This window comes from Tahibacter sp. (assembly GCF_032229445.1).
Taxonomy (GTDB): domain Bacteria; phylum Pseudomonadota; class Gammaproteobacteria; order Xanthomonadales; family Rhodanobacteraceae; genus Tahibacter.
In genome coordinates, this window is sequence record NZ_JAVTWC010000059.1 from 41,895 (window position 1) to 67,680 (window position 25,786).

Below are 25,786 nucleotides of genomic sequence, written 5' to 3' on the forward strand. Positions count from 1 at the left end.
TATCCACGTTGCGCGACAACGCACCGACGGCGCCGTCGTTCAGACGCTGCCGCGCGACGGCGCTGTCCTGCAGGTCGATCGAACTGCGCTTCTCCGGACACCCTGTCACGGAGTCGCACCATGTTCCGCTTCCGCTCGCTCGCCCTGCTCACGGGCCTTTCGTCGTACCTGCTGTTGATTCCCGCCGCCCAGGCCGGTGTGACCGTTTCCGTCTGGCCCGGCGTCGCGCCGTGCAATACCACCTTGCAGGCCTGCATCGATGCCACGCCCGATGGCAACGTGGTCAGTATCGACACCAATGCCAGCATCGCCGAAAGCCTGAATCTGTATAACCGCAGCCTGTCTGTCGTCGCCGCCGACGGCCGCCGGCCCAGCCTGGCCCCGGGCAACTGGATCACGGTCAGCTCGGCCCCGATCCTCGGCAACCAGAGCGTGACCCTGCGCGGCTTGCGCCTGACCAACGCCTACGTCAGCGCGACCTATCTGGGCACCGGCACGGCCACCTTCGATTTCTCCGGCCTCGTGCTCGAACAGACCAGCACCGCGCCGACCTACCTGCGCGTCGAAGGCCGCAGCGGCAACACGGTGCAGGCGCGTCTGTACAGCAACCGCGTATCGGGCCTGCCGCGCAATCTCAATGCCGGCCTGATCGAGCTCGTCAACGGCGGCGGCACGCTGAATGCCAGCGCCTACTACAACGACGTGCGCAGCCGGTCGGCCAGTGCAGTCGACGGTGCCGGCATCTTCGTCGACACGATCGCCGGCGGCAGCGGCACCGTGAAACTGCATGGCAACACCGTGCGCGGTGGCTTCTTCCGCGCCGGCCTGTTCGTCTCCGAAGGGCTCTTCTCGTCTACGGCCAGCGATTTCGACGCACGCGTCTACAGCAACGTCGTCGTTTGCGCGGACAACACCAGTGGCGGTGGCACGAGTGGCAGCGGCATCGGCTTCACCGCCGGCAACGGCCGTATCAGTGCGCAGGCCGTGAACAACACGGTCACGCGCTGCAGCTTCGGCATCAACGCCAACCAGTGGTCCGGCGGCGGCGCTGGCGCCGCCATCGACGGTATCGTCAAGAACAACCTCGTGGTCGGCGACCGCGGGCTGGCGTTCACGAGCGGGCTCACCGCGGGCCTCAGCAACGACTACAACCTGCTCAACGTCAACTCGAACTTCACCGCGCCGGGCCCGAATACGATCACCGCCAACGCAAACCTCGTCGCGCTGACCGCACCGCGCCTGCGCGCGGATTCGCCGGCGATCAATGCGGCAGACACCGCCACGCTCGGGCTGGGAATCATCTTCAACAGCCTGCCGACCAACGACGCCGACGGCCTGCGCCGGCTCAAGGGCGGCAGTTCCGGCCAGGCCGACATTGGTGCATACGAATACGGCGACCGCGAGCTACTGCACGTCGCGACCGCAGCCAACACCACGAGCGGCTACATCACGCGGATCGACAACGCGCTGCTCGACGGCCAGAGCGACGCCAATCCCGTCGCCACACCGAACTGGAGCGGCAGCGGTTCGGGCGTACCCAACGACAACACTTTCGGCATCTATTACTTCAGCAGCAAGTGGCGCCTGTTCCACGAGGACCAGACCACGGCCGTGCCGCTCGGCGCCGCCTACAACACCTTCGTGCCCGCGTCCGGCGGCGGCTCGTTCCGCCACGTCAGCAGCGCCGCCAACAGCGCGGGCTTCAGCACACAGCTGGACGACAGCTCGGTCAACAATCTGCCGGAACGGATCATCCTCGCCACGCAGAACTGGAGCGCCGGCAGCGGCGTCTACAACGCGCATCCGATCGGCCTGCAGTACGTACCGGGCACGTCGGGCCGCTGGCAGATCGTCAATATCGATCAGGCCGCCGGCGGCGGCATGCCGCTCGACGCCGGCTTCAATCTCTATGCGCAGGAAGCCAGTCCGAACGCATTCCGCGTCACCGCGACGAGCGCCAGCAGTTCCATCGAGCTCGATCATCCGCTGCTCAACGACGTGCCGTGTGCGCGCCTGCACGTGTCGCGCCTGCACAACGGCAGCAGCGTGCCGCGCAATTTCGACGTGTACTACGGCAGCGGCAACGGCCGCTGGCGCATCTTCAGCTACACGACGCTGAGCGTCGGCACGCAGTTCAACGTCGTCGTCGATCCGGCCCAGGTCTTCGCCTGCACCGACCGGATTTTCGCGAACGGCTTCCAATAACGCATGACCGGGCGGGACACGCGCGCGCGTTTCCCGCCGCGGTCTTCGCGGCGACGCCTGTGTGGCGTGGACCTTGCTGGTGTGTCTGCACCGGAAGTCGTCCGACGCGGAGCGCAGCCCCATGAGCCGAATCCTGACCGACACTGCCGCCACGGCCCTGTGGCACGAACTCGTGCGCGAGGCCGGGAGCAACGGCGCCGCGCCGCTGGACAGCGATACCGAGAGCTATCTCGTGTTTCTGCTCATGCGCCATCTGCGCGACGCGGGACTGGCCGGCCATGTCTTCGCGCTCGACTACCTGCAGGCATTGAATGCGTCACGCACGCCGCGCCAGCAGCAACTGCGCGACGTCGGCGACCGCTGCCTGCTGATTGCCGGCCTGTATCCGCAGCAGGCGCAGCGGCGCCTCGTCGGGCTGGACTATTTTCTGTCGCTCGGCAGCCAGGCCTACGCCGACCTCGCCGCCGCGGCGCGCACGGCCTGGGCGGAGTTCTACCGCAACCTGGCCGCGCGCTTCGCGCGTCTGGTACGCGTGCTGGTCGAAGTGCGACGCCTCGGCGCCGGATCCGACGCCATCGGTGCGCTGGACCGGCACAGCCTGTGCCTCGCCGATCCCGCCGGCGCCGCGCACGAATTTCCGGGCGCCATCGTGATCGCGGGCAGCGCGCGCGTGATGTAGCAACCCAGGCCGCCGCCCCGTACGCGGCGCGCCATGGCGGTTATCCCGATGCGGCATTGGCCCCGCCCGGCGGACGCGGCGGTAGAATTGCGGGTTTTCCGCCTGGGCCTTTCCGTCATGCGCATCTGCGTCTACTGCGCTTCCAGCGAGCGCGTCGATCCCGTCTACCGCGAGACCGCCTATCGGCTCGGCGCCACGCTGGCCGATGCCGGGGCGACCGTCGTCTACGGCGGCGGCGGCAGCGGCCTCATGGGCGCGCTCGCCGATGGCGCGCTGTCCCGCGGCGGCGCCGTCGTCGGCATCATTCCGCGCTTCATGATCGACGTGGAATGGCAGCACCCCGGCGTGGCGAACCTCGAAATCGTCGAAGACATGCGCGAACGCAAGCATCGCCTGCTGACCCACTCCGACGCGGTGATCGCCATGCCCGGCGGCAGCGGCACGCTGGAAGAGCTGTTCGAGGCAATCACACTCAAGCGCCTCGCGCTGTACTTCAATCCGATCGTGCTGCTCAACACGCGCGGTTTCTACGATCCGCTGCAGGGCTTCCTGCGCAATGTCGTGGCCGAGCGCTTCATGAATCCCGAACATATCGACCTGTGGTCGCTCGTCGACGAGGTCGACGAGGTGCTGCCGCGGATCCGCGCGACACCACGCTGGCGCGACGATGCATTGAGCTTCGCGGCCGTGCGCTGAGCCGCCGTGCACTCAGATGCGGTGCCGTCGATGCTGAGGCCCATGCAGCAGCGGCGCGCCTCGGCAGCGCGGTGTCCAGCGCGTCACTGGCGCAACACCCGCACTGGCACGCCCTCGCACCGCGGCTTATCGTCGGTACTTTCGCCTGTCGCCCCGGAGCCGACGCCGCCATGAAATTCATGCTGCTGATCTATACCGACGAGAATCTCATCAACGCGCTGGCGCCCGGCGAATTCGACCGCCTCATGCGCGAATGCCTGCAGCACGCCGACGAATTGCGCGCCGCCGGCACGATACTCGACTCGCAGCAGCTCGAGCCCGCGCCAGCGGCGCGCTCGCTGCGCCAGCGCAGCGACAAGGTCAGCGTCGTCGACGGGCCGTTCGCCGAAACCAAGGAAATGCTCGCCGGGTTCAACCTCATCGAAGCGGCCGACCTCGACGAAGCCGTACGCATCGCGTCGGAATTTCCGTGGACCCGTACCGGCAGCATCGAAGTGCGTCCGGTGCGCGACATGGACGCAGTGCGCCGGCGCGTATCGGCCTGAATCGAGCTGTCATTCCGGCGGCAGCGGCACCGGCGCCGCGCGCCGCGCAAGCAACGCATCCCAGCTGAACAGCGCAAGACCCAGCCAGATCAGGCCGAAGGTGATCGCGCGCGCCGTGCCGAAGTGCTCGCCGTAGAACGCGACCGCCAGCACCATGCCGAGCGACGGGCTGATGTACTGCAGGAAGCCGATGGTCGTATACGGCAAGCGCTGCGCACCCGCGGCATACAGCGCGAGCGGAATCGTCGTGACCACGCCAGCGGCGATCAGCAGCGCGTCGAGCGACAGCGACACATGACCGAACTGCGCCGTTCCCTGGCTCCACAACTGTACGAAATAGATCAGCGCCAGCGGCGCGACCAGCGCGGTTTCCACCCCCAGGCCGTTGAGCGCATCGAGCGCGACCTGTCGGCGCAGCAAGCCGTAGAAGCCGAAGCTCACGGCGAGCACCAGCGAAATCCAAGGCAGATAGCCAACCTGCACGACCTGCCAGGCCACACCGAGGAAGGCCAGTGCGACCGCGGCAATCTGCAGCGGCCGCAGGCGCTCGCCGAGGAACAGCACAGCCAGCAGCACGTTGATCAGCGGATTGATGTAGTAGCCCAGGCTCGCGTCGAGCATGCGGCCGCTGTTGACCGCATAGACGAAGGTCAGCCAGTTGGTGCTGATCAGCAGCGCGGTCAGCGCGAGGGTCGCCACGACGCGCGGATGCTCGCGAAGCCAGCGCCAGCCGACGAACCGCCGGCTGAGCACCAGTACCAGCACCATGAGGACGCTCGACCAGACGATGCGGTGCGCGATGATCTCGTCCGGCGGCACCTGCTGGATCAGCTTGAAGTACGCCGGCGCCACGCCCCAGAGCACGAAGGCCGCGAGCGCGTAGATCAGGCCGCGGCGGTAGGTGGGGTCCAAGCGGTTCTCGCCATCGATGGGTCGTGCAGTCTAAAACGTGACTGCGCCGCTGTATGCGGCATATGCCGCGACCTTGGTCGGCCGATCCGACAGCGTGCACCCCATTGCCGCAGGCAGCAGCGGGCTACGTTGCCGGCCGCTGCGCGACCTTGGGTTCGGCGATCTCGCCGCCCGGCTTGGCATTGCCGGCCATTTCCTGTCCCGCATCGGCCGGCAGGCGCCACATCGACCAGACCGACAGCGCCGAGCACAGGCCGACCACGGCGAACGCGACAGCAAAGTTCGCCGACGCGGTCTCCGGCTGTCCGCTGATCCGCGCCGCGAGCTGCAGCGCGTAGCCACCGATCGCGACGCCGAGGCTGAGCGACAGCTGCTGCATCATGCCGGCGAGGCTGCTCGCCTGGCCCATCTGCGCCGGCTGCACTTCGGCGTAGCTGATCGCATTCAGGCTGGTGAACTGCAGCGAGCGGAAACAGCCCGCGACCAGCAGCACGCCCGAAATGAACAGGTGCGGTGTGTCCGCGCGGAACAGGCCGTAGCCCGCGAGCAGTGCCGAGGCGATCAGCGCGTTGAACACCAGCACGCGGCGGAATCCGAAGCGGCGCAGGATGCGAGCCGCGAGCGTCTTCATGAACATCGCGCCGGCTGCCGAGACGAAAGTGATCAGGCCCGACTGCAGCGGATTCAGGCCAAAGCCGAGCTGCAGCATCAGCGGCAGCAGGAACGGCGTCGCGCCGACACCGATGCGGAACAGCGAACCGCCGATCACGCCGGCGCGGAACGTCGGCAGGCGGAACAGTGCGAGATCCAGCAGCGGCTGCGGATGACGTCGCGCGTGCCTCACATAGGCGGCGAGCATCGCCAGACCCAGGCTCAGGCAACCCAGCGCCGCCCACAGCGGCACAAGCTGCTGACCCACCGTCGAGAAGCCAAACAGCGCGAGCGCAAGCCCAATGCCCGACAGCGCGAAGCCACGGCCGTCGAGCGGCCCCGGTGGCTCGCGCAGGTTCGGCACATGACGCCAGGCGAGCCAGATGCCGAGCACACCCATCGGCAGGTTGATCAGGAAAATCCAGCGCCAGTCGAACCACGTGACGATGAAGCCGCCGAGCGGTGGCCCGAGCATCGGCCCGACCAGCGCCGGAATCGTCAGCCAGCTCAGCGCGACGACGAGCTCGCTCTTGGGCACCGTGCGCAGCAGCACGAGCCGGCCGACCGGCACCATCAGCGCGCCGCCCATGCCCTGCACGAAGCGCGCGGCGACGAGCGTAGGCAGCGACGTACTCGCCGCGCAACCGATCGAGCCGACGAGGAATACGCCGATCGCGAGCATGAACGTCGTGCGCGAACCGACGCGGTCGGCGAACCAGCCGCTGATCGGAATGAACACGGCCAGTGCGACGAGATAGGTCGTCAAAGCGAGCTTCAAGGCGATCGGCGAGATATTGAAGTCCGCCGCGATCGACGGCAGCGCCGTCGCGATCGCGGTGGAATCCATGTTCTCGATGAACAGCGCGCAGGCAATGATCAGCGGCAGCCGGCGTTCCGGCCTCATGCCGCAGCAATCGCGTCGTCAGGTTTCGGGCGGCTTCGCATCGCGCGATTGTGCGCAATCGCGCACGTGGACACTAGCGTGTCGTTGGACAGGGGTTCCGTTTGCGACCTTTCGCGGAAGACGCGCATCTGGAATCGAACAAGCGACTCGTACGGCCACGACGGCCGCATTCAGGCGCGCGCTCATCATCCACACTGTCTGACGAGGATCGCAATGCGAATGGCTACCGCGTTTTCCACTGCCCTGCTCTGCCTGGTTGCAACGATGCCTGCGTTCGCGCAGCGACCCGCCGGGAAATCCGCAACCATCGATGCAAACGCGCGCGCGGCCGTCATCGCCACGCTGGGCGAACGGCTCAAGACGCGCTACGTGTTTCCGGAGATGGCCGAACGGATTGCGAAAGCGACCGCCGCGAAACAGGCGAAACACGGCTACGACGCCGCGACGACGACGGACGCGCTGGCCGAGGCGCTGACCAGAGACCTCGTCGAGATCGGCAAGGACAAGCACTTCCGCGTGTCATTCGAGCCCGGCTTCACGCCGCGGCCGGAAGGCAAGCCGGTGCTGCCCACGCGTGAGGAGGTTGCCGCGTATCGTGAGGAGATCGCGCGGATGGGTTTCGGCATCGAGCGCGTACAGCGGTTGCCGGGCAACGTCGGTTATCTCGAGGTGCGCGGCTTCGCTGAGCTCGCCTACGTCGGCCAGGCGTATACACAGGCGATGTCGCTGCTGAGCGGCACGGATGCGCTGGTGCTCGATCTGCGCCGCAACGGCGGCGGCCAGCCCGAGAGCGTCGCGTATCTGCTGAGCCATTTCTTCGGCGTCGACGACGACCGCCATCTCAACGACATCTACTACCGACAGGAAAACCGCACGCGCGAGTTCTGGACGAATTCCGCAGTGACGGTCCGCTATACGAAGCCGATCTATGTACTGACCTCGGGCGACACGTTCTCCGGCGGCGAGGAAGCCGCCTATGACCTGCAGACGCAGAAGCGCGCGACGCTGGTTGGCGAAACGACGGGCGGCGGCGCGAATCCGGGCGACATGGTCGCGCTCGGACACGGCCTCGTCGCGTTCATCCCGACGGGCAAGGCGATCAATCCGATCACGAAGACGAACTGGGAACACGTCGGCGTGAAGCCCGACGTGGCCGTGCCCGCAGCGGAGGCGATGAAGGTGGCGTACACGACGATACTCAATGACCTCGTCGCGAAAGCGACTGATGCGGGCGATCGCGAACGCATCGAACGTGCGCTGGCACAGTTGGAGAAGAATGAAGTCGATCTGCCGCGGTATTTTCCGCGGCGGCGATGAGGGGTACGGACGTCGACGAACGCCGCGTCGACGCACAGTGGTTTTCGACACACGCGCTAGTCGCCGAAACCATCCTCGAAGATCGAATCGATGAGCGCGAGTCGATAGAGCACCGCATCGCCGACGCCGTAGGTGCCCATGTAGAGCTGGCCGTTCGCGCTGACGCCGAAGCCGGTCGGCGGTTTCGGCGAATGGCCGAGTGCGGTGCTGGTCCAGGCGAGGCCGTCGCTGCTGTCGGCCGTATAGACGTCGTTGTTGCAGAAGTCGGCGTAGACGTAGCGGCCTTCGAGGTTCGCGCAAAACGCGTTGCGTATGCGCAGACCGCCGACGACGGCGCAGCCCTGGTTGTGGTCGTATTCGATGACGGGCTGCCAGAACCCGGCCATGTCGCAACCCGGGTTCGGATAGCAATGGGAACCTTCCATGCGGTTCCAGCCGAAGTTCACGCCGCTCATGGTGCCGGCGGGTACATGGTCGACTTCTTCCCAGAGCGACTGGCCGACGTCGCCAAGCCACAGGTCGCCGGTCAGGCTGTCGAAGCTGAAGCGGTAGGGGTTGCGCAGGCCGAGTGCCCAGATCTCGGGCCGCGCACCGGGCGTGCCGAGAAAAGGGTTGTCCGCCGGAATGCCGTAGGGTTGGCCTACAGGAATATTGTTGACATCGATGCGAAGTATTTTTCCGTACAACTCTGCCAGCGACTGCGGATCGTGCACCGGCGTGAACGGCGGTCCGCCGTCGCCGCAACCGATGTAGAGATAGCCGTCGGGACCGAAGCGCACTTCGTTGCAGTTGTGGGTGGGATGCGGCTGCGGCAGGGTCAGCAGTTCGGTCTCCGAGGCCGGATCGGCCGCAAGCAGCGGTCCGGGCAACAGGCGGAAGCGCGCGATGCGTGAGGCGCTATCGAGCCGGATGTAGTGCACGTAGACGTAAGGATTGGCCGGAAACGCCGGCGACAACGCGAAGCCGGTCAGCCCCTGCTCGAAGCCGCTCGAACGCGTGCGATCCGTGATGTCGAGGAACGGCAGCGCGCGCAGTACGCCATTCTCGACGAGGCGCACGCGGCCGGGTTGCTCGGCGATCCAGAGCGTATCCGGATACAACGGTGTCGAGACGATCGTGGTCAGCCGATCCAGGCCCGTGACGACGGGCTCGAATTCGATCAGGTCGCTTCCGGCGGACGCGGGCAGCGGCGACAGCGCCGCCGCGAAGACGAGCGCCAGCACGGCGCCAGATCCGGAACATCGCACGCGGCTTGCCCTTGAGGTAGCAGGATCCCGTGGATACTACCGCGCATGTATCGCGGGCCACAGCGGTAGAGCCGGCTGGTTACCTCGAAGACACTGCTCCGCCCTGGGTGCCAACCCACACGTTCCCGAACCGGCACTCATCGAACCCGTCCGCAAACAGCACATCGCCCCTGCCCTGCACGCGCCACAGCTCGATGCCGTGACAGCCGTCGTCGGCAGCGAAATACGCTGCAGCCACGGTGCTGCCGAGCGGACGCATCAGCGAGGAATCCGGTCCCGGAAAAAATCGCGAACGGGGCGCACGCCGTCGCACTGGCATCGACGGCCCAGATCTTCCCGCCGGCCAGCGGCACTAAGCGCAGAACATCGCCTGTACCCGTCGAGCCGGACGAGGAAATCGGCGGCGAGGCCTGTGGCTTGCCGTGGGGTGGCCGCGCACCCGCACCGCGTCAGGGCCGACCGGGTACGCGCGGATTGAACTGGCCTGTGCTCGCCCCCGCGGTCGAGGACCCTTGAGGTAGCGATGGCTCGCGGACGCTCCTATTCGAAACCGGCCGCGAACAGCGCGTCGACGAATGGTTCGACGCGCCAGAGCTCGGCGCCGTGCGTACCGTCGTCAGCGCTGAAATAGCCGACGCGGCCGACGGTCGTCAGCAGTGTCGGCACCGACGAACCGCGCCCCGGCGCGACGTCGGCGGCGAGTGTCCAGTCGTTGCCGCTGCCGTCCATGCGACACAGTTCTTCGCCGGTCTCGGACCCGCTGCAGACGAACACCACGGTGTCCGCATCAAGCACCAGCGGGCGGCCATGGCGCGGCGCCAGTCCGGGCGGAGACGGCAGGGTGCGCGTACCTGCCGGCGTACCATCGCTGACGACGTATTCGTAGCGCAGCGGGTCATAGCGCGTCACGACCAGATGCAGATGCGTGCCACTCGACGCCATGCCGTAGCGCGTCGAGCCGAGACCGCTCGCGATCTGCCGCGTGCCGGCGACGCTGCCGTCGGTGATCCAGAGATCACCGACGTAGGTGATGAACGCCTGCCGGTTGCCCAACGGCGCGAACGCGATGATCTGATCCGGCGGCGCGGCCAGACGCTGTGTGCCCGACGCGGTGCCGTCGGAGCGATGCAGGCCGCAGTCGCTGCCGTTGGCGCCAAGGCAGGCGGTGAACAGCAGCGCGCCGCCGACGACCGGTGCGGAGGGGTCCGCACGCAGGTCGGTGATCGGCAGATCCGGTGCCACGACGAAGGTGCCGGGCAGCGTGCCGTCACTGCGCCAGAGCCGGCTGCGGTGCACGACCAGTACGCTGTTGCCGACTGCGCCGATCACGCCGTGCCGGTCGCTGGCGGCGCCGCCGGGCGCGAGCACGCCGGCCTGCAGGTCGGTGCTGCGCAGTCCGCAGAGATTGCCCGTCGACCTCGGCGTGTCGCAATGGAACACCGCGGCACCGGCGTCGGCCGTCGTGGCAACGCCGTAGCCGTACAGCGGTTCCCAGAGCAGGTGCGCGCCGGAGAGTTCGAGGTCGGCCTGATACAGACTCGCCCACGCATCCGTCGGCCGCATGCTCGTGAACACGAGGCCGTCGCCGAAGGCCGCGATGCGGACTGTGCCGCTGCCGGCGGCATGCGGCAGCGCACGCGTACCGGGCGCCGTGCCGTCGGTGCGCCAGAGTTGCGCGTTCGATCCACCCGGCGAATAGACGCGATTGACGAAGAAGACGGTGCCGTCGCGCACGAGGGCGTCGTCGCCGGACACGCTGACGCCGTCGGCTGTGAGCCGCGCGATATCGTGCAACCGCCGTGTGCCTGCGGCCGTGCCGTCGCTGCGCCAGGGTTCATTGCCAGCGATGCCGTCGTCGGCCGCATCGAACGCGAGCGGACCGAGCGAGGCGATGTCCCAGCGGTTGCCGAACGCCGGCTGCGCGCCGAGGTTCACCGCCGCAGCGGTCAGCGGATCGACCGCATACAGCGTTCCGCCGCTGCGTATGTAGAAGCGTCCACCGGCAGCCACCGTATTGCCGCCGTCCGGCAGCAGCAGTGGCACGCCACCGAGCGTTGCCGAGCGTGTGCCGGCCGGCGTGCCGTCGCTGACGGTCATGACGACCGGACCGCCGAATGACTCGCGCCGCGTGAACGCGAGCCGGCTGCCGGTGCCAGCGAGATCACCCATCGCCATGCCGTCGAGTTCGATAGCCGGCGTGGCTTGGTCGCTGCGGTACAGCCGCACGCCATCGTCATCGTTGGCGAGCACGAAGGCGACATCGCCGATCGCCATGACCGGACCGATTTCGTAACTATCGGCGCTGACGGACAACTGCGTGCCTGCCACGGTACCGTCGCTGCGCCACAGCGCCCAGCCCTGACTACGCGCCATCAGGAAATGGCAGTACGCGCCGGCGCGTATCGCGGACGCCGGAAAGCCGCTCTCGGCAATCATCGCCACGGCGCGCGTGCCGACTGCGGTGCCGTCGCTGGTCCAGATTTCGCGCGAAGGACCATTGCGGCCGGCGAATACGACATGGCCCTCCAGCGCGCAGGCGCTGGCCGAGCTGACGGCATTGTCGAGCGGCGACGGCGCGTAACGCTGCTGCGTGCCCGCGGCCGTGCCGTCGGTGCTCCAGACGGTGCCGTCAACGAGATCGGTGAACAGCACGTGGCCGGGCACTTCGGCCACGCGGTCGATGCGCCAGGTGTAGAAATTCTGCTGCGGGTCGAATTCCGCGAGCCGCACGGCCTGCAAGGTGGCGAGATCGAGCGCGACCACGACGTGCCGATAGGCTGTGGCAACATCGAGCGCTACGTCCTGAGTCGAAACGATGAGCCTGTCGCCGATACGCCCGAGCACGTACGGGTTCGAAAGGTTTCCGAGCGCGGTGAAGTCGTAGACCAGTGCCTCTTGCGGCGACGTGCCGTCGCTCGCGAACAGCTGCCGTCCGACATCCGCGCGCCAGGCAGTGAAGTAAAGCCGGTCAGCATAAGTGTAGAAACCGCTCGGGTTCGAATCGGCCACTACGGGCGTCGTATTCGCATCGGTGACCAGTGTCGTCCGCACGGGCCCGGCTAACACCGGCGCTGCGGCCAACACGGTTGCGGCCGCGAGCGTTTTCGCAATCTTCACTGACTCACTCCTGTCGGGCGGTATGGCAGCACATTCGCGATCTCCCGGCCGCAACAACGGGCTGCGCAAGGAGCCTGCAGCGGCCATCCGCCGCGTATGGTGACCGCCGAAGGCGGCTTGCGGTATCCGTCGGAGGGATCCCGTCCGCCGGTAACAGTCGAATCAACGACCACGACACGATACGCGAGGCGCTACTCGAACGCGCGGCCGAAAGTGCCCGACACGCGGCCGTTGCTGATCCACAGCTGCATCGAATTCGTCGTGTTGCGCTGGAACACGATACGGCGCCGGGAGCGCGCAGACCGCGCCCGCGCCGGCGTGGCCTGGGCCGCCCGGTGCGTTGAGCCGCTGCGTTTCGCTCAGCGTGCCGTCAGTTGCCCGCAGCATGCCGTCGTTGTGACGCATGACGACGTGTCCGGGGAATTCCGTTTCGCGTGACAGCCGTTCCGGGACCAGGTGCTGGCCCACCGGAAACTGTGTCAGCTGCACCCTGGTGCCATCATGCCGATTCACGGCATAGGCCTGACGCCGCACATTTGTCGTGCCTGAGCCAAGATTGCCGGCGTCGGCGGAGCCGATCAGCGTGTCCCCGATACCGCCAAGCAATTGGGCGAACGACGACGCGCCGCCCGGCGCCAAATCGGCAACCAGCCTTCGCGAAACCCGATCCGCGTGCCGAATGCCCGGCAGCGCACAAGCCACACCACGATGTTGAACTGAACAATGCGTTTCCGCGCGATCGATGATCAAGCTGCCACCGATGTCGCCGCGGAAAGCAGCCCCGTTACGCGCGCTCGGTGCGGCCTATCGCCCGCGCGACGCGATTCTGACGGGGTAACCGTTCGAGGCGAAACCTGCTGTCGAGCGAGCGGAACCGTTGCATCAAGTTGCTTAACCCTGCGCAAACCGTCATCGTTCAGGCCGTTTCGCTCGAAAGGCTTCTCATGGCCCACAACCACGTACCCGGTCTCGTCTTGCGCCTGGATCCCGACGAGTTGCTCAATCACGGCGCGCACTGCAGCTGCGACATCGACCTCGCGGTGAAGGCGCAGCACTATTTCCTGTGCATCGCGAGCGACCCGAAGGAAGGCATCTGGCTACCGCTGTTCACCGGGCCGCGCGTGGGCACGCGCGAGATTCCCGCCGCCGCGAAGGCCGGCCATCCGCGTTGGACCAACGGCACTTCGTACTATCCGACCGACCAGATCTGGCGCGCGCCGCACAAGGCCGTGCAGCGCGCCGCGAGCGTCGCGCACGACCAGACCACGACGAAGACCGCAAATACCGTCGCGGCGAAATTCCTGCCGCCACGCGAGGATTTTCCGGCGCTGGCGAACGAAGGCATCAACGGAAAAGCGGACTGATGGAAGCACGTCGCAGCTGTGCCTGACCGGAGGCGGACCCATTCGTGCTGTCATTGATCAGCGCGGCTGCTGTTGGCACCGACGAAGCGAATCGCGCACCGCCCGTCACCGCCTCACCGAAAGGTCGATCGTCGCTTCAGCGCTGCGCGAGTGGATCATGCAGTTTCAGGCGCGGCGGTTCGCTGCCGGCAATGGCCCGCTGCTGGCCAACCTTGCATTCCGGCACGGGTTGGTCGGCGGGACGCTGCGAAAAGCAGAACGGAATCAGCACCCAGGGCGTGACGGCGACACCGGAGACGACTTCGGTCTCGAAGCGCCAGTTCGCGAGCGCGAACTTCGCACTTTTCTGAAGTTTGGCCGGTGCCGTCGCGTCTTCGACAGTGATGTCGCGGCAACGCCCGTCCGCCGCTATCCGGCAACGCAATACGACATTGCCCTGCAACGCCGCGCGGCCATTCGGCGCATAACGTGGCGGCTCGATGAAGATCGGCGCGGGCCCGGCGCTGACCGACGCGATATCGATCGATTGTCCATCGGCACCGGCCCGCAGATCGATCGTGATCGTGGTCTGCGCCGGAGCGGGTCGTCCGTCGACGAGCGCAGGATCGAAGCGCCAGGACTGCACGCGTTCACGCAGAACCGCTTGCAGCCGCTCGCCCGTACCATCGCGGAAACGCACGGACTCGATTGCGCCTTGCGCATCGACATCTACGCGCACATACACGCGCGCCGCACCCGGCAGCGGATTCAACAAGCCGGTAGGCGCGAATGCCACCAGCGACAGCAACAGCATTTTCATCACGCCTCCTTGTGCATCCTGGCGGCGAACCGCGGCTGCTTCACTACACTGACCGCACCCAACACGGCGCGACGCGCACTTCTACCCACAGGCATCGTGGCGAGCAGAAGCTTCCAAACGGTTCGTCGCCTATCGCTGGAACGCTGACGCAAATATCCGCTCCGTTGCGTCCTGCAGCGCGTGGGTACCTACCTCAGACCCATCGCTGCGCCAGGCCTCTTCGCCGGTCGCACCGAACCCGGAGCCAACCGCAACGCCGTTGACGACGGCACCGGAACAGGCCATGTACTCCGGCACCGGCGAGGGCGTCCAGAACGCCGTCGTCGGGTCGACATTCCACACGCGCAGCACGTCCACCGCGACGAACCGGAAGCCGAGCGCCATCGCGCAGTAGATGTGCCCGAACGTAAAACGATTGCCGACCTGCTGCGTGCCCGCGGCCGTGCCGTCGCTGGCGAACAGGCCCGTCCAGCTCTGGCCTGCGTAGAGATACGGCGCTATATACGCCAGCCGGGTGCCGACGGCCTCGAACGGCGCATCCTCGAAGAAATCACCGTGGTGCGTGATCACCGGCTGCGCCGCATCGCTACGCCAAAGGCGGGCGCGTTGCGGTATTGCATCGATCACGTAGGCAACGGAACCGATGACGGCGAGCCCGCGCGGCGTGCCATCGGTGCTCTGCGCGAGCACGTTACTGCCGTTGGCGGTGCCGTCGCTGCGCCAGAGCTCCCAGCCTGTGCCGCGTGCGAAAGCGAAGTAACAAAATGCGCCGCTGCGACGGGCGTAGACGCGATAGGTGTCCTGTGTCGTCGGGAAAGCCTGAGTCGAGCCCGCAACGGTGCCGTCGCTGCCCCAGACCGTGAACCGTGAACCGGCCCGACGGGCGACGACACCGCGCTGCGGCAACGCGCAAGCCGCGTGGATGTAATCGAGGACGGATTGCGTGCCGGCGGCCGTGTCGTCGCTGGACCACAACTGCTGCCAGCCATTCACCGAAACGAGGAAAAGGCTGCGCACTCCAACCGTACCCAGTGGTTGCGTTCGTGGCGTATCCGGCAAACCCGACGACGGCAGCGAGGCGAGCGGCTCGCGGCCGCCGCCGACCGGATCGATCGACCAGAGGGTGCCGCGTCCGTGCTGGTCGGACCGCTCCACGAGCACGCGCGCGCCGAGTTCGCCGACGGCCGTGTCTACGAGCGGCGGCTCGCCCCGGAACAGACGCCTCGCGGTCTGCATCGCCGTGTCGGTCACGTACAGACCAGGTCCGGACGAAGGCACGCTTCCCGTGAAATACACCTTGCCGCCGATGGTGCGTGGGTTGCGCGGCTGGTTGATGGCATCGGCCACCGCCGTGGTGACCCAGGCCAGCGAGGCGAGGCCGACGGCACAACCGAAAATCGCTTTCATTCGGCCCCTGCCGCGTCACACCGTCGTCGGATTCGCCTTGTCCGCGTCGATCTTCCATTCCTTGATCGCGCGCGCGACGTCCTTGGCGTGCATTTTCCCTTCTGCCGCCAATGCGGCAATGGCTGCCTGGGCGATGTAGTAGCGGTCGACCTCGAAGAAGCGACGCAGGTTCGCGCGCGTGTCGCTGCGGCCGAAGCCGTCGGTGCCGAGCACGGTGTAGCGCATGCCGTCGGGCAGGAACGCACGGATCGAGTCGGCGTGCTGGCGAACGTAGTCGGTCGCGGCGATGGCCGGGCCGGCACGGCCGTCGAGGCACTGCGTCACGTAGGCCTTGCGCGGCTTGTCTTCCGGATGCAGGCGGTTCCAGCGCTCCGCGTCGTGGCCGTCGCGGCGCAGCTCGGTGAAGCTCGGGCAGCTCCAGATGTCGCTGCTGACGCCGAAGTCCTTCTCCAGCAGCTCCGCCGCGGCAATGACTTCGCGCAGGATCGTGCCGGAACCCAGCAGTTGCACGTGCGGCGCGTTCTTCTTCGGCTTGCCGCCGTCCTTGAACAGGTACATGCCCTTGATGATGCCCTCCTCGGTACCTGCGGGCAGGTCGGGATGGGTGTAGTTCTCGTTCATCACGGTGATGTAGTAGTACACGTCTTCCTGCTCGGTCAGCATGCGGCGCGTGCCGTCCTGCAGGATCACGGCGACCTCGTAGGAGAAGGTCGGATCGTAGGCCTTGCAGTTCGGGATCGAGCCCGCGAGCAGGTGACTGTGGCCGTCTTCGTGCTGCAGCCCTTCGCCGTTGAGCGTGGTGCGGCCGGCGGTGCCGCCGATCAGGAAGCCGCGCGCGCGCATGTCGCCGGCGGCCCAGCACAGGTCGCCGACGCGCTGCATGCCGAACATCGAGTAGAAGATGAAGACCGGCAGCATCGGCAGGTCGTTCGTGCTGTAGCTCGTCGCCGCGGCGATCCAGCTGCAGGTTGCGCCGGCTTCGGTGATGCCTTCCTGCAGCACCTGCCCGGCCTGGTCTTCGCGGTAGTACAGCAGCTGGTCGGAATCCTGCGGCTTGTACTTCTGGCCGAACGGCGCGTAGATACCGATCTGGCGGAACATGCCTTCCATGCCGAACGTGCGCGCCTCGTCGGCGACGATGGGCACGATGCGCGGACCGATCGCCTTGTCGCGCAGCAGCAGGTTGAGCCCTCTCACGAAAGCCATCGTGGTCGAGATCTCGCGCTCGCCGCTGCCCTTGGTGATCTGTTCCAGCGCGGCGAGCGTCGGCGTCGGCAGCGATTCGCTCTTCTGGCGGCGCTGCGGCAGCGAGCCGCCGAGCGCGGCACGGCGCTCGAGCATGTACTGCACTTCGGGCGAGTCCTTGCCCGGATGGTAGAACGGCACGTCGGAGAGCTTGTCGTCGGCGACCGGGATGTTGAAGCGATCGCGGAACGCGCGGATCGCGTCGTCGTCCATCTTCTTCTGCTGATGGGTGATGTTCATCGACTCGCCGGCGCCGCCCATGCCGTAGCCCTTGACCGTCTTGGCCAGGATCACGGTCGGACGCCCGTTCGCGCTGCTCACGGCCTCGGCATAAGCCGCATAGACCTTGTGCGGGTCATGGCCGCCGCGATTCAGGCGCCAGATGTCCTCGTCGCTGAGGTTGGCGACCATTTCCTTGAGCTCGGGATATTTGCCGAAGAAATGCTCGCGCGTATACGCGCCGCCGAACGCCTTGCACGCCTGGTATTCGCCGTCGACGGTTTCCATCATGAGCTTGCGCAGCAGGCCCTTGGTGTCGCGCGCGAGCAGCGGATCCCAGTACGAACCCCACACCACCTTGATCACGTTCCAGCCGGCACCGCGGAACACGCCTTCCAGTTCCTGGATGATCTTGCCGTTGCCGCGCACGGGCCCGTCAAGGCGCTGCAGATTGCAATTGATCACAAAAATCAGGTTGTCCAGATTTTCGCGTCCGGCCAGCGAGATCGCGCCCAGCGATTCGGGCTCGTCGGTTTCGCCGTCGCCCATGAAGCACCAGACCTTGCGGTCGGACTTCGGCATCATGTCGCGATGTTCGAGGTATTTCCAGAAACGCGCCTGGTAGATCGCCATGATCGGGCCCAGGCCCATCGACACGGTCGGGGTCTGCCAGAAATCCGGCATCAGCCACGGATGCGGATACGACGACAGACCGCCGCCGTCGACCTCCATGCGATAGCGGTCGAGCTGCGATTCGTTGATTCGGCCTTCGAGGAAGGCCCGAGCATAGACGCCCGGCGAGGAATGGCCTTGCACGTACAGCAGATCGCCCGGATGGTTCTCGCTCGGCGCACGCCAGAAATGGTTGAAGCCGACGTCGTACAGCGTGGCGGACGAGGCGAAGCTAGCGATATGGCCGCCGAGTTCGCCGGGCTTGCGGTTCGCGCGCACGACGGTCGCGAGCGCGTTCCAGCGGACCAGCGAGCGGATGCGCCATTCCAGCGCGGCATTGCCCGGATTGCGCTTTTCCGACTGGGTCGGAATCGTGTTGACGTATTCGGTGGTCGGCTGGAACGGCAGATGGCCGCCGGCGCGGCGCGTCGCATCGACCATGCGCTCCAGCAGATAGTGCGCGCGCTCCGCGCCGTCGGCACCGATCACGGCATTGAGCGCGTCGATCCACTCCTGGGTTTCGGTCGGGTCCAGATCCTGGTTGAGGATGTCCTGCAGCATGTTCATGGGTATCCCTCCACGAACGCCGTGAGCCTGGGGAGGAGTGGCGTTCTTGCTGTTGTCGTTTTGGTCGAAGCGGCGGCGCCGCAGAGCGGCGCATCGGGCCGAGTTTACCGGCTTAAACGCGCCGCCTGTATGGCCAACGGGCGTTTGATCGGCGTTTTCGTCCGGCACTGCCGGCCCGCTCGTTTCCGGCGCCGGCCAAACGCCCGCTAAACGAGATATTGACAAACTCGCAACCTTCACGGCCTGCCGCCTAGGCTGCCCACCGAAATGTCATCCCTGACGACCTCCGCACGTAAGCGGATTCGGCTGGGGCTTCCGCCGGAGTCGCGCATCGCGCGGCAACGGCGGGTTCCGTAACACGGAGGGGGACGGTCATGGGCAAGTGGATGAGTTTGCTGGTGTTGATGCTCGGATCGGCGCAGGCGGCCGACCTGGCGGTATATGACGAAGCCCTGCGCAACGGCTTCCAGGATTTTTCCTACGGCGGCGGCTCGACGTTCGGCAGCACGGATCAGGCGCATTCCGGCAGCGTCTCGATCCGCTTCATTGGCGGCGGCGGCATCGACGCGTTCAATGCGGTGTCGTTCTTCACCGATCCGGACCTCATGACCACGACCTACCCGATCGTGCGCTTCTGGGTCCACGGCGGCGCCACCGGCGGCCAGCAGCTGTACTTCTTCCTGCAGCACAACAACTCGATCGTCGCCCAGGCCGAAGTCGATGCCTACATCACGGACGGCAGCATCGCCGCAGGCACTTGGCGCGAGGTCGTGATCCCGCTGAACAGCGGCGCCCTGAACTACAGCGGCGCGTTCGACCGCTTCGATATCCAGAGCGATTCCGAGACCGCCCAGGCGGCGGTCTACATCGACGACGTCATGTTGTCGGAGTCGTCCGCGCCGCCGGTCGATTCCATCTTCCGCAACGGATTCGAAAGCGTCGGCTTGCCGCCGGCATCGAACGGGCTCGTGCAGGACCGCGACGTCAGCGTGCTCGGCATGACCAGCGACCGCTTTACCTGGCGCGACGGCACCAACCAGCCGCGCGTTGCCGTCCTCGCCCACAACACCGGGCAGACCGGTCCCGGCGGCACGCGCGGCGGCGAACTGCGCGAGTACCGCTATCAGGTCGGCGGCAGCCCCCGCATCGTCACTGCCTCGGGCAGCGCAGCCAGCGGCTTCGGCTACGTGGTCAGCCATCGCAGCGAAGGCACGACCGGCATCGGCACGGACGACTCGCCGCTGGGCCACGGCTTCACCGGCACGTCCGAGCGCGTCTGGCAGGGCCGGCACCATGCGATCTTCCGCTTTGCCCAGAGCTATCCGCGCTGGGCCACGACGACCGCGGCGCCGCCGAACGTGCGCTACGACGTGCCGGTCACGGTGGAATGGATATTCTCGACCGGCCGCGACAATCCGCTCTGGGCCGTTTCCTGGGACCTGAGTGCGGTGCCGGTCGGCGCCGTCGACGCTGATTCGCGCGCGCCCTACGGTGAGCTGCTGTTCGACGGCAGCGCGACTGAAGGCGCGCACAGCGTCATTGCCGGCATCGGCTGGGGCGACCGCTACAAGTTCGCAACGACCACATCGCCAGCCACGTACAGCAGCAGCTGGACCTGGAACACGCCGAACACTATTCCCTATGTAAAACTGTGGACAACCGGCGTCGACGCGACGATAGGTACGGTACAGACCCAGACCATCGTCCAGCAGGACGCCGGTGGCTACTTCGGCACGGCGCGCTGGAACACGACCAGCGCCGCCGGCAACGCCTGCACCACGCCGGCCTCGCTGCTGCCGTGCGACTACAACTGGCCCTATCAGTCGATCAATTACTCCTTCGCCAGCGTGAGCACGCCGACCAACAACACGCGCCTGGCCTGGGGTACCAATTTCGGCTTCCTCGGCCAGAACAGCTACTACACGCACGGTTCGGCCTACTGGGGCGGTCCGCTGCCGAACACGACCGACTCGGGCTGGCCGCGCAAGAGCTATTCCACGTACGTCGTGCTCGGCACGCACAGCACCGATCCGGTCGGCGCACAGGTCGCGCAGGTAGAGACAGTACAGTCGTTGAACCTGACGGCAGCAACGGGCAGCGTCGCCACGAGCGGACCGGCCGGCGTCAACCGGCCCGACAACATCACCTACGCCCCGGCGGGCTATGACCCGGTCTACGGCGCGCTTACGTTCAACGCCGTCGGCAACGCGCTCGACGCCAACATCGCGGTCGGCAGCGGCAGCCTGAAGAAGCCCGTCATCGTCGTGCGCAACATCAGCGGCGGCGAATATCCCACGCTGCGCTTCAACAACGTGGCGCAGGTCCTGGACGTCGACTATTTCCCGTCACTGCGCGTAGCCACCAGCGAATTGTGGATTACGCTGAATCGCGACCTGACCGGCGCGACCAACCGGCTCGAAATCGTGCCCTGACGTAGGGTCCGGCCGGGCTAGCCCGGCCGGACGAAGCCGGCCACTCAGGCCGCGGCGAGCAACAGCGACGCCTGCGCGCGGTCGCGCTGCGCTTCCTCGTGGCGCTGCAGTGCGGCCAGCGCGACGGCGCGGTTTTCGTACAGATCGGCCACATCGGGCGCGCGGCGCACGGCTTCGTCGAGATCGCTCAGCGCTTCGGCGATGCGGCCCATTTCGAACAGCAGCACGGCGCGGTTGGACCACAGCTGCGCGTCCTTCCCATCGCGGGACAGCGCGGCGCTGTAATCGTCGATGGCTGCTTGCGCGTTGCCGAGTTGCTCCTGCGACTGGGCGCGACCAATGCGCGCAAGACTCGCATGCGGCTCAATATCGAGTGCGTGTGTATATGCCTCGACCGCGGCCGCGAATTTGCCGGCGCGCCGAAGTGCCTGGCCCAGGTTGGTCCACACCTCGAAATATGGCGCGCTGAGCTGGATGGCCCTCTGGAAATCTGCAACGGCCTCGTCCAGCCGGCCTACCTTGAGGAATACGCCGCCGCGCTCGTTGTAATACTCCGAGTAGCGCGGGTCGATTTCCATCGCCGCGGTGTAGTAGGCAATGGCCTCGTCATAAGAGCGCGTGCCCGCATACACCTGCGCGATGTTGTACAGCAGCACCGACCGGTGCAGGCGGTACTGGCTCTCGTTGAGATGCTTGTCCAGCCTGTCGAAACCATCGCGGCACAGCGCGATCGCGTCCTCGAGACGGCCCTGCTGGAAGCGTATGAAAGCGACGCCATTGAGGTTGAACACGGCAAGGTAGTGCCGCTCCGCTTCCCCCAACGTGGTCTGGTCGAGGATGTCCATCGAGCGTTGCAGGTATTCCTCGGCCAGGGCGAAATCGCGCTTCGGCAGGAAGCGGCAGTGCAGCATGGCCATGGTGTAGTAGATGCTGACGAGGTCGTTGGGGTCAGTCACCTTGTTCAGCGCCTCGTCGCGCACCACCTGCAGCGCGTCCTCGGGCCGCCCCATCGCCGCATGGGCGTTGAACAGGCCGGACACGATATGCCAACGGCTGAAGCGACGCTCGCCGTGGTCGATCTCGTCCAGGTCGGCCAGCACCGGCTGGCCGAAGTACAGCGCGTCCTCGTACAGGCCGAAATGGTTGTAGACAGCCAGCGCCGCGGCACGCCAGCGCTGCGCGCGGACATGCTCGCCAAGGGCCACATAGGCGTCGATCAGACGCGGTATCAGGTTGTCCTGGCCCAGCGACGCGGCGAGGCGATCTTCCCAACCCACTGTGGCAGCGCGCAGTGCATCGAGGTCCACCGGCGCGGCACCGCCCGCCAGCTGCGTCGAGATTTGCGCAAAACGAGAACAGGAAAACCCTGCACAGGTTTCCGCGAGATTGTCCGGCTCGACCGCCAGCACGATATCCAGCGGCAGGCGTTCCAGGCGGCGGCGCACCAGATCGTGGAAGAAGCGCCGCATCAGCGCGCTGGTTTCATCAAAGCCATGCAGCACCAGCACCGTGCGCCGTGCGCTGCGCGGCAGCCATTCGTCCAGCAACTCGATCAGCCCATGCAGCAGGCGATAGGCGCGGTCGACCGGATAGCTGCGCACGCGCTCTTTCACAGGCGAGGAATCGGTCAGGCTGGCATCGGCCAGCGGAAAGCGGCTGCGCAGCGAGGGCAATGCCAGCGCCAGTTCGTAGCGATGCTTTTCCAGCAGATCGGGCTGCACCGCATCGATCTGCGGCACCAGTTCGGCGAGGTAGTCGGTCAGGCCTGCCCAGGGTCCGCCACAGCGCAGGCGGCAGTCCAGGTGGTATACGGCGGCATCGACCGGTGCCGCGGCCGCGACCCGGTCACGCAGCCATTGCTCTCGCGCAGCGCCGGCAGCGGCGGCGGCGACAAGCACGGAGCCCGCGCCTGCGGCAGGCAGGGAGATCGCGGTTGCAGCAGCAATGTCATGCATCGATTTTTCCTTTGCGCGGCCAGAGTTGACGCGCCCACATCGCCAGCCCGGCGATCAGCAGGGTGCTGAACAGCAGACCCGCCAGCCAGGTCGTGGCGGGCACGGGCTGGGCGGAATCGGGCGCAGTGATCGATTTCCAGAGCAGGAACAGGTAGCTCACGAATAGCGGCAGCTGCACGAATAGCAGCAGGCTGAAGGCGATACCGCGGCCGCCCAGCCAGATCGCGGCATAGGTCGGGATCATGCGGCGCTCGTGTGCAGGCAGGCCGGACTGGTCGACCGCCTCTACCCGGCCGCGCAGGCGCGCCCAGCGGTTGCGCAGCCAATCCTCGGTATCCTGCAGCAGGCGCTTGCAGCCGAGCAGGTTGGATAGCGCATAGTAGAAATCCGTACGTATAAAAAAATAGCACTGCCAGACGATGCGCAGCAGATAGACGAACAGCAATGCCGACAACAGGCTGACGGTGTACGGCGCGAAACCCCAGCCGTGCTGCCGGTCCGCCGCAAGCACGAGCACGATCAAGGCGGCCGAGACCAGATCGATCAGCGGTCCGGCCAGGATAGGCAGGTAGCGCTGCCGCCGCGGCAACGCCCATATGCCGCTCATGTCCGTGTACCAGACCACGAACCACAACTGGTTGCCGATGCTGAAGCGACAGGACACGCCGGACGCGCGCGCCGCGGTCAGATGGGCCATCTCGTGCACGAACGTGGAGGCCATGCCCAGCAGCATCAGGCCGAGCAGCTGCACTGCAGTGTCGCGCGGGAAGTACAGCGCGCGCCAGCCGGGCAGCAGGACCGGGTCGCGCCACAGAGTGACGACGGCGGCGAAGACAATGACCGCCATGACGGCGAGGGTGTAGCGGTTCCAGAGAACACGGCCCATGGCCGGCGTGACCCAGTCGAAATGACCGCGCGGCAGGCGTGATTCCGGCAGCGGCGTCGCCGCCGTGGAAAGAATGCCATGGCCGCTGAGCACCTGGATCAGGTCTTCGAGGTCCGGCGCCTCGCCATCGCGCTGCAGATAGTCCTGGTGCACCTGTGCGGGGCTGCTGCCGGCCTTGAACGCCTCGAGAATGGCGATGACGTCGGCCGGCACCGACAGGAATTTTCCGCTCCGCGCCGAACCAATGATGAAATTTTCCCCGTCCGGCTGGACGGAATACGGCAACACCTGCAGCGGCATATCCTGCATGGCAGACCCGATGGGAGCGTGCAGATGGAAGAGGACGGGGAAACCCCGTCCTCCCGATGACTCCAGCTGAGCTTAGTTGCTTTGCGGGCCTTCGATGATGTCGCAAAGCCAGTCGGGGAAGCAGATGCGGCACTCGTACATTGCCGCAGTCGTCTTGACGGTTTCCACCTCACGAATCTGGAACTTCTTCATGCGATTTCCCCATTGAGTTAATGCTGTTTGTATAAACAGCAACTAAATACTGTACACACTTTTTCCATATCATCAAGATGGTTGCCGCCATGCATCGTGAGTCAGGGTGTCCGACCCACCGGAAGGACCGGAGCCGATCTCAACGCCGCCCCAGAAACTCGCCGCAACATTATGAATTCAAATACAAAAGCGCCTTGGCTCAGTTGCTGCCTTTCAGTTTCGGAACCACGACTACGGCCACGACCCGTGCCGGACACGACCGCCCAGGTTCGATCGGACGCAAAAAAACCGGCCACAAGCCGGTTTTTTTGCGAACCGGGACGACGGCCTGGCCGCCGCCCCGCTCTGCTGCAGACTCAGGTCACTGCGGATGCCTGAAAGCGGCCCTGTCCGCGGATCTGCGCTTCCACCGTCGCGATCGCGGTCATGTTGACGACGCGGCGCACCGTCGCCGACGGGGTCAGCACATGTGCCGGCTTGGTGATGCCCATGAGGATGGGACCCAGCACCACGCCGTCGGTCATTGCGCGCAGCATGTTGAAGCTGATGTTGGCCGAGTCGAGGTTCGGGAACACGAACACGTTCGCGCTGCCGCTGAGCTTCGAATTCGGGAACATGCGCTCGCGGATTTCCGGCACGAGCGCGGCATCCGCCTGCATCTCGCCTTCCACCTCGAGCCGGGGCGCGCGCTCGTGGATGATCTTGAGCACCTTGCGCATCTTGCAGGCCGAGGGCGAATCGGAACTGCCGAAGTTGCTGTGCGACAGCAGCGCGATCTTCGGAGGAATACCGAACAGCTTCAGCCGGATCGCAGCCTGCATCGTGGCCTCGGCGATTTCCTCGGCGCAGGGCTCATGCTGGACGTGCGTGTCCAGAAAGAAGAACACGCCTTTTTCGTTGAACACCGCGGACATCGCCGAGGGCTGCTGCACGCCTGCATCCAGGCCGATGATGTCGCGGATGTAGTTGAGTTTCTTGCCGTAACGGCCGACCACGCCGCAGATCAGCGCATCGGCTTCGCCGCGCTCGACCATCAGCGAGGCGATCACGGTCGAGCGCGAGCGCACCACTGCCTTGGCCAGAGCCGGCGATACACCGCGGCGTTCCATGATGCGGTGATAGTGCTGCCAGTAGTCGTTGAAGCGCGGATCATCGTTGATGTTGCACATCTCGAAATCCACGCCGGGCTGCAGGCGCAGGCCGATGCGCTGGATGCGCTTCTCGATCACGTCGGGACGGCCGATCAGGATCGGTCGCGCGAAGCCTTCGTCGATGATGACCTGAACCGCGCGCAGCACGGTCTCTTCTTCGCCTTCGGCGTAGACCACGCGCTTGGGATCGGACTTCGCGCGATCGAACACCGGCTTCATGATCAGGCCGGTGCGGAACACGAAGCTGGTCAGCTTTTCGCGATAGGCGTTGAGGTCGGCGATGGGCCGCGTCGCCACGCCGGAAACCGTCGCCGC

Annotated in this window: 18 protein-coding genes; 7 read left to right on the forward strand and 11 right to left on the reverse strand. The window is 66.2% G+C overall.

The genetic code is table 11. The features are described from left to right. Positions 1 to 120 precede the first annotated feature (120 nt). From RUU78_RS11645 to RUU78_RS11660, 4 genes are all read left to right on the forward strand, one after another. Positions 121 to 2,205, forward strand: a complete 2,085-nt coding sequence (locus RUU78_RS11645) for a choice-of-anchor Q domain-containing protein (protein WP_313916753.1) — start codon at positions 121 to 123, stop codon at positions 2,203 to 2,205. A 121-nt stretch (positions 2,206 to 2,326) separates the two neighbouring features. Continuing rightward, positions 2,327 to 2,884: a hypothetical protein gene (locus tag RUU78_RS11650; protein ID WP_313916755.1), complete on the forward strand. Its 558-nt coding sequence runs from the start codon at positions 2,327 to 2,329 to the stop codon at positions 2,882 to 2,884. Positions 2,885 to 2,932: 48 nt separating this feature from the next. Beyond that, positions 2,933 to 3,580: a TIGR00730 family Rossman fold protein gene (locus RUU78_RS11655; RefSeq protein ID WP_313916757.1), complete on the forward strand. Its 648-nt coding sequence runs from the start codon at positions 2,933 to 2,935 to the stop codon at positions 3,578 to 3,580. A gap of 170 nt (positions 3,581 to 3,750) precedes the next feature. Further along, the gene (locus RUU78_RS11660) at positions 3,751 to 4,125 is read left to right on the forward strand and encodes a YciI family protein (RefSeq protein WP_313916759.1); all 375 of its coding nucleotides are present in this window, start codon (positions 3,751 to 3,753) and stop codon (positions 4,123 to 4,125) included. A gap of 9 nt (positions 4,126 to 4,134) precedes the next feature. Here the strand turns inward: RUU78_RS11660 and rarD are convergent, their stop codons facing one another. Then, complete coding sequence (gene rarD, locus RUU78_RS11665; RefSeq protein WP_313916761.1) at positions 4,135 to 5,037, reverse strand: EamA family transporter RarD; 903 nt, start codon at positions 5,035 to 5,037, stop codon at positions 4,135 to 4,137. Between the two features lie 124 nt (positions 5,038 to 5,161). Then, a complete protein-coding gene (locus tag RUU78_RS11670) occupies positions 5,162 to 6,592 on the reverse strand; it encodes an MFS transporter (protein ID WP_313916764.1) in 1,431 nt (476 codons plus the stop codon). Positions 6,593 to 6,811: 219 nt separating this feature from the next. Between RUU78_RS11670 and RUU78_RS11675 the strand changes: the two genes are divergently transcribed. Further along, complete coding sequence (locus tag RUU78_RS11675) at positions 6,812 to 7,909, forward strand: S41 family peptidase (RefSeq protein ID WP_313916765.1); 1,098 nt, start codon at positions 6,812 to 6,814, stop codon at positions 7,907 to 7,909. A 56-nt stretch (positions 7,910 to 7,965) separates the two neighbouring features. Here the strand turns inward: RUU78_RS11675 and RUU78_RS11680 are convergent, their stop codons facing one another. From RUU78_RS11680 to RUU78_RS11690, 3 genes are all read right to left on the reverse strand, one after another. Then, positions 7,966 to 9,132 (reverse strand): PQQ-dependent sugar dehydrogenase, encoded by a 1,167-nt coding sequence (locus RUU78_RS11680; RefSeq protein ID WP_313916767.1) that lies wholly within the window; start codon positions 9,130 to 9,132, stop codon positions 7,966 to 7,968. A gap of 564 nt (positions 9,133 to 9,696) precedes the next feature. Next, a complete protein-coding gene (locus RUU78_RS11685) occupies positions 9,697 to 12,273 on the reverse strand; it encodes a hypothetical protein (protein ID WP_313916768.1) in 2,577 nt (858 codons plus the stop codon). Positions 12,274 to 12,435: 162 nt separating this feature from the next. Further along, positions 12,436 to 13,023 (reverse strand): hypothetical protein, encoded by a 588-nt coding sequence (locus tag RUU78_RS11690; protein WP_313916770.1) that lies wholly within the window; start codon positions 13,021 to 13,023, stop codon positions 12,436 to 12,438. Positions 13,024 to 13,217: 194 nt separating this feature from the next. Here RUU78_RS11690 and RUU78_RS11695 point away from each other — a divergent pair, with 194 nt between their 5' ends. Further along, positions 13,218 to 13,637, forward strand: a complete 420-nt coding sequence (locus RUU78_RS11695) for a hypothetical protein (RefSeq protein ID WP_313916772.1) — start codon at positions 13,218 to 13,220, stop codon at positions 13,635 to 13,637. 136 nt (positions 13,638 to 13,773) lie between these two features. Here the strand turns inward: RUU78_RS11695 and RUU78_RS11700 are convergent, their stop codons facing one another. The 3 genes from RUU78_RS11700 to aceE form a co-directional block, all read right to left on the reverse strand. After that, on the reverse strand, positions 13,774 to 14,436 hold the full coding sequence (locus RUU78_RS11700) for a TonB family protein (protein ID WP_313916774.1): 663 nt from the start codon (positions 14,434 to 14,436) through the stop codon (positions 13,774 to 13,776). Positions 14,437 to 14,565: 129 nt separating this feature from the next. Continuing rightward, complete coding sequence (locus RUU78_RS11705) at positions 14,566 to 15,843, reverse strand: hypothetical protein (RefSeq protein ID WP_313916776.1); 1,278 nt, start codon at positions 15,841 to 15,843, stop codon at positions 14,566 to 14,568. 15 nt (positions 15,844 to 15,858) lie between these two features. Beyond that, positions 15,859 to 18,546 (reverse strand): pyruvate dehydrogenase (acetyl-transferring), homodimeric type, encoded by a 2,688-nt coding sequence (gene aceE / locus RUU78_RS11710; RefSeq protein ID WP_313916777.1) that lies wholly within the window; start codon positions 18,544 to 18,546, stop codon positions 15,859 to 15,861. 374 nt (positions 18,547 to 18,920) lie between these two features. On the opposite strand from aceE, the gene RUU78_RS11715 reads away from it, so the two are divergent. Then, complete coding sequence (locus RUU78_RS11715) at positions 18,921 to 20,978, forward strand: hypothetical protein (protein WP_313916779.1); 2,058 nt, start codon at positions 18,921 to 18,923, stop codon at positions 20,976 to 20,978. 44 nt (positions 20,979 to 21,022) lie between these two features. Here the strand turns inward: RUU78_RS11715 and RUU78_RS11720 are convergent, their stop codons facing one another. The 3 genes from RUU78_RS11720 to RUU78_RS11730 form a co-directional block, all read right to left on the reverse strand. Further along, positions 21,023 to 22,933 carry a tetratricopeptide repeat protein gene (locus RUU78_RS11720; RefSeq protein WP_313916781.1) on the reverse strand — a complete coding sequence of 637 codons (1,911 nt, stop codon included), beginning with the start codon at positions 22,931 to 22,933 and terminating at the stop codon, positions 21,023 to 21,025. Then, positions 22,926 to 24,128, reverse strand: coding sequence for a hypothetical protein (locus RUU78_RS11725; RefSeq protein ID WP_313916783.1), 1,203 nt, complete (start codon positions 24,126 to 24,128; stop codon positions 22,926 to 22,928). The genes RUU78_RS11720 and RUU78_RS11725 overlap by 8 nt, the downstream gene beginning before the upstream one ends. A gap of 548 nt (positions 24,129 to 24,676) precedes the next feature. Further along, positions 24,677 to 25,786 (reverse strand): phosphate acyltransferase (locus RUU78_RS11730; protein ID WP_313916785.1); only part of this gene is annotated, 1,110 nt, incomplete at its 5' end.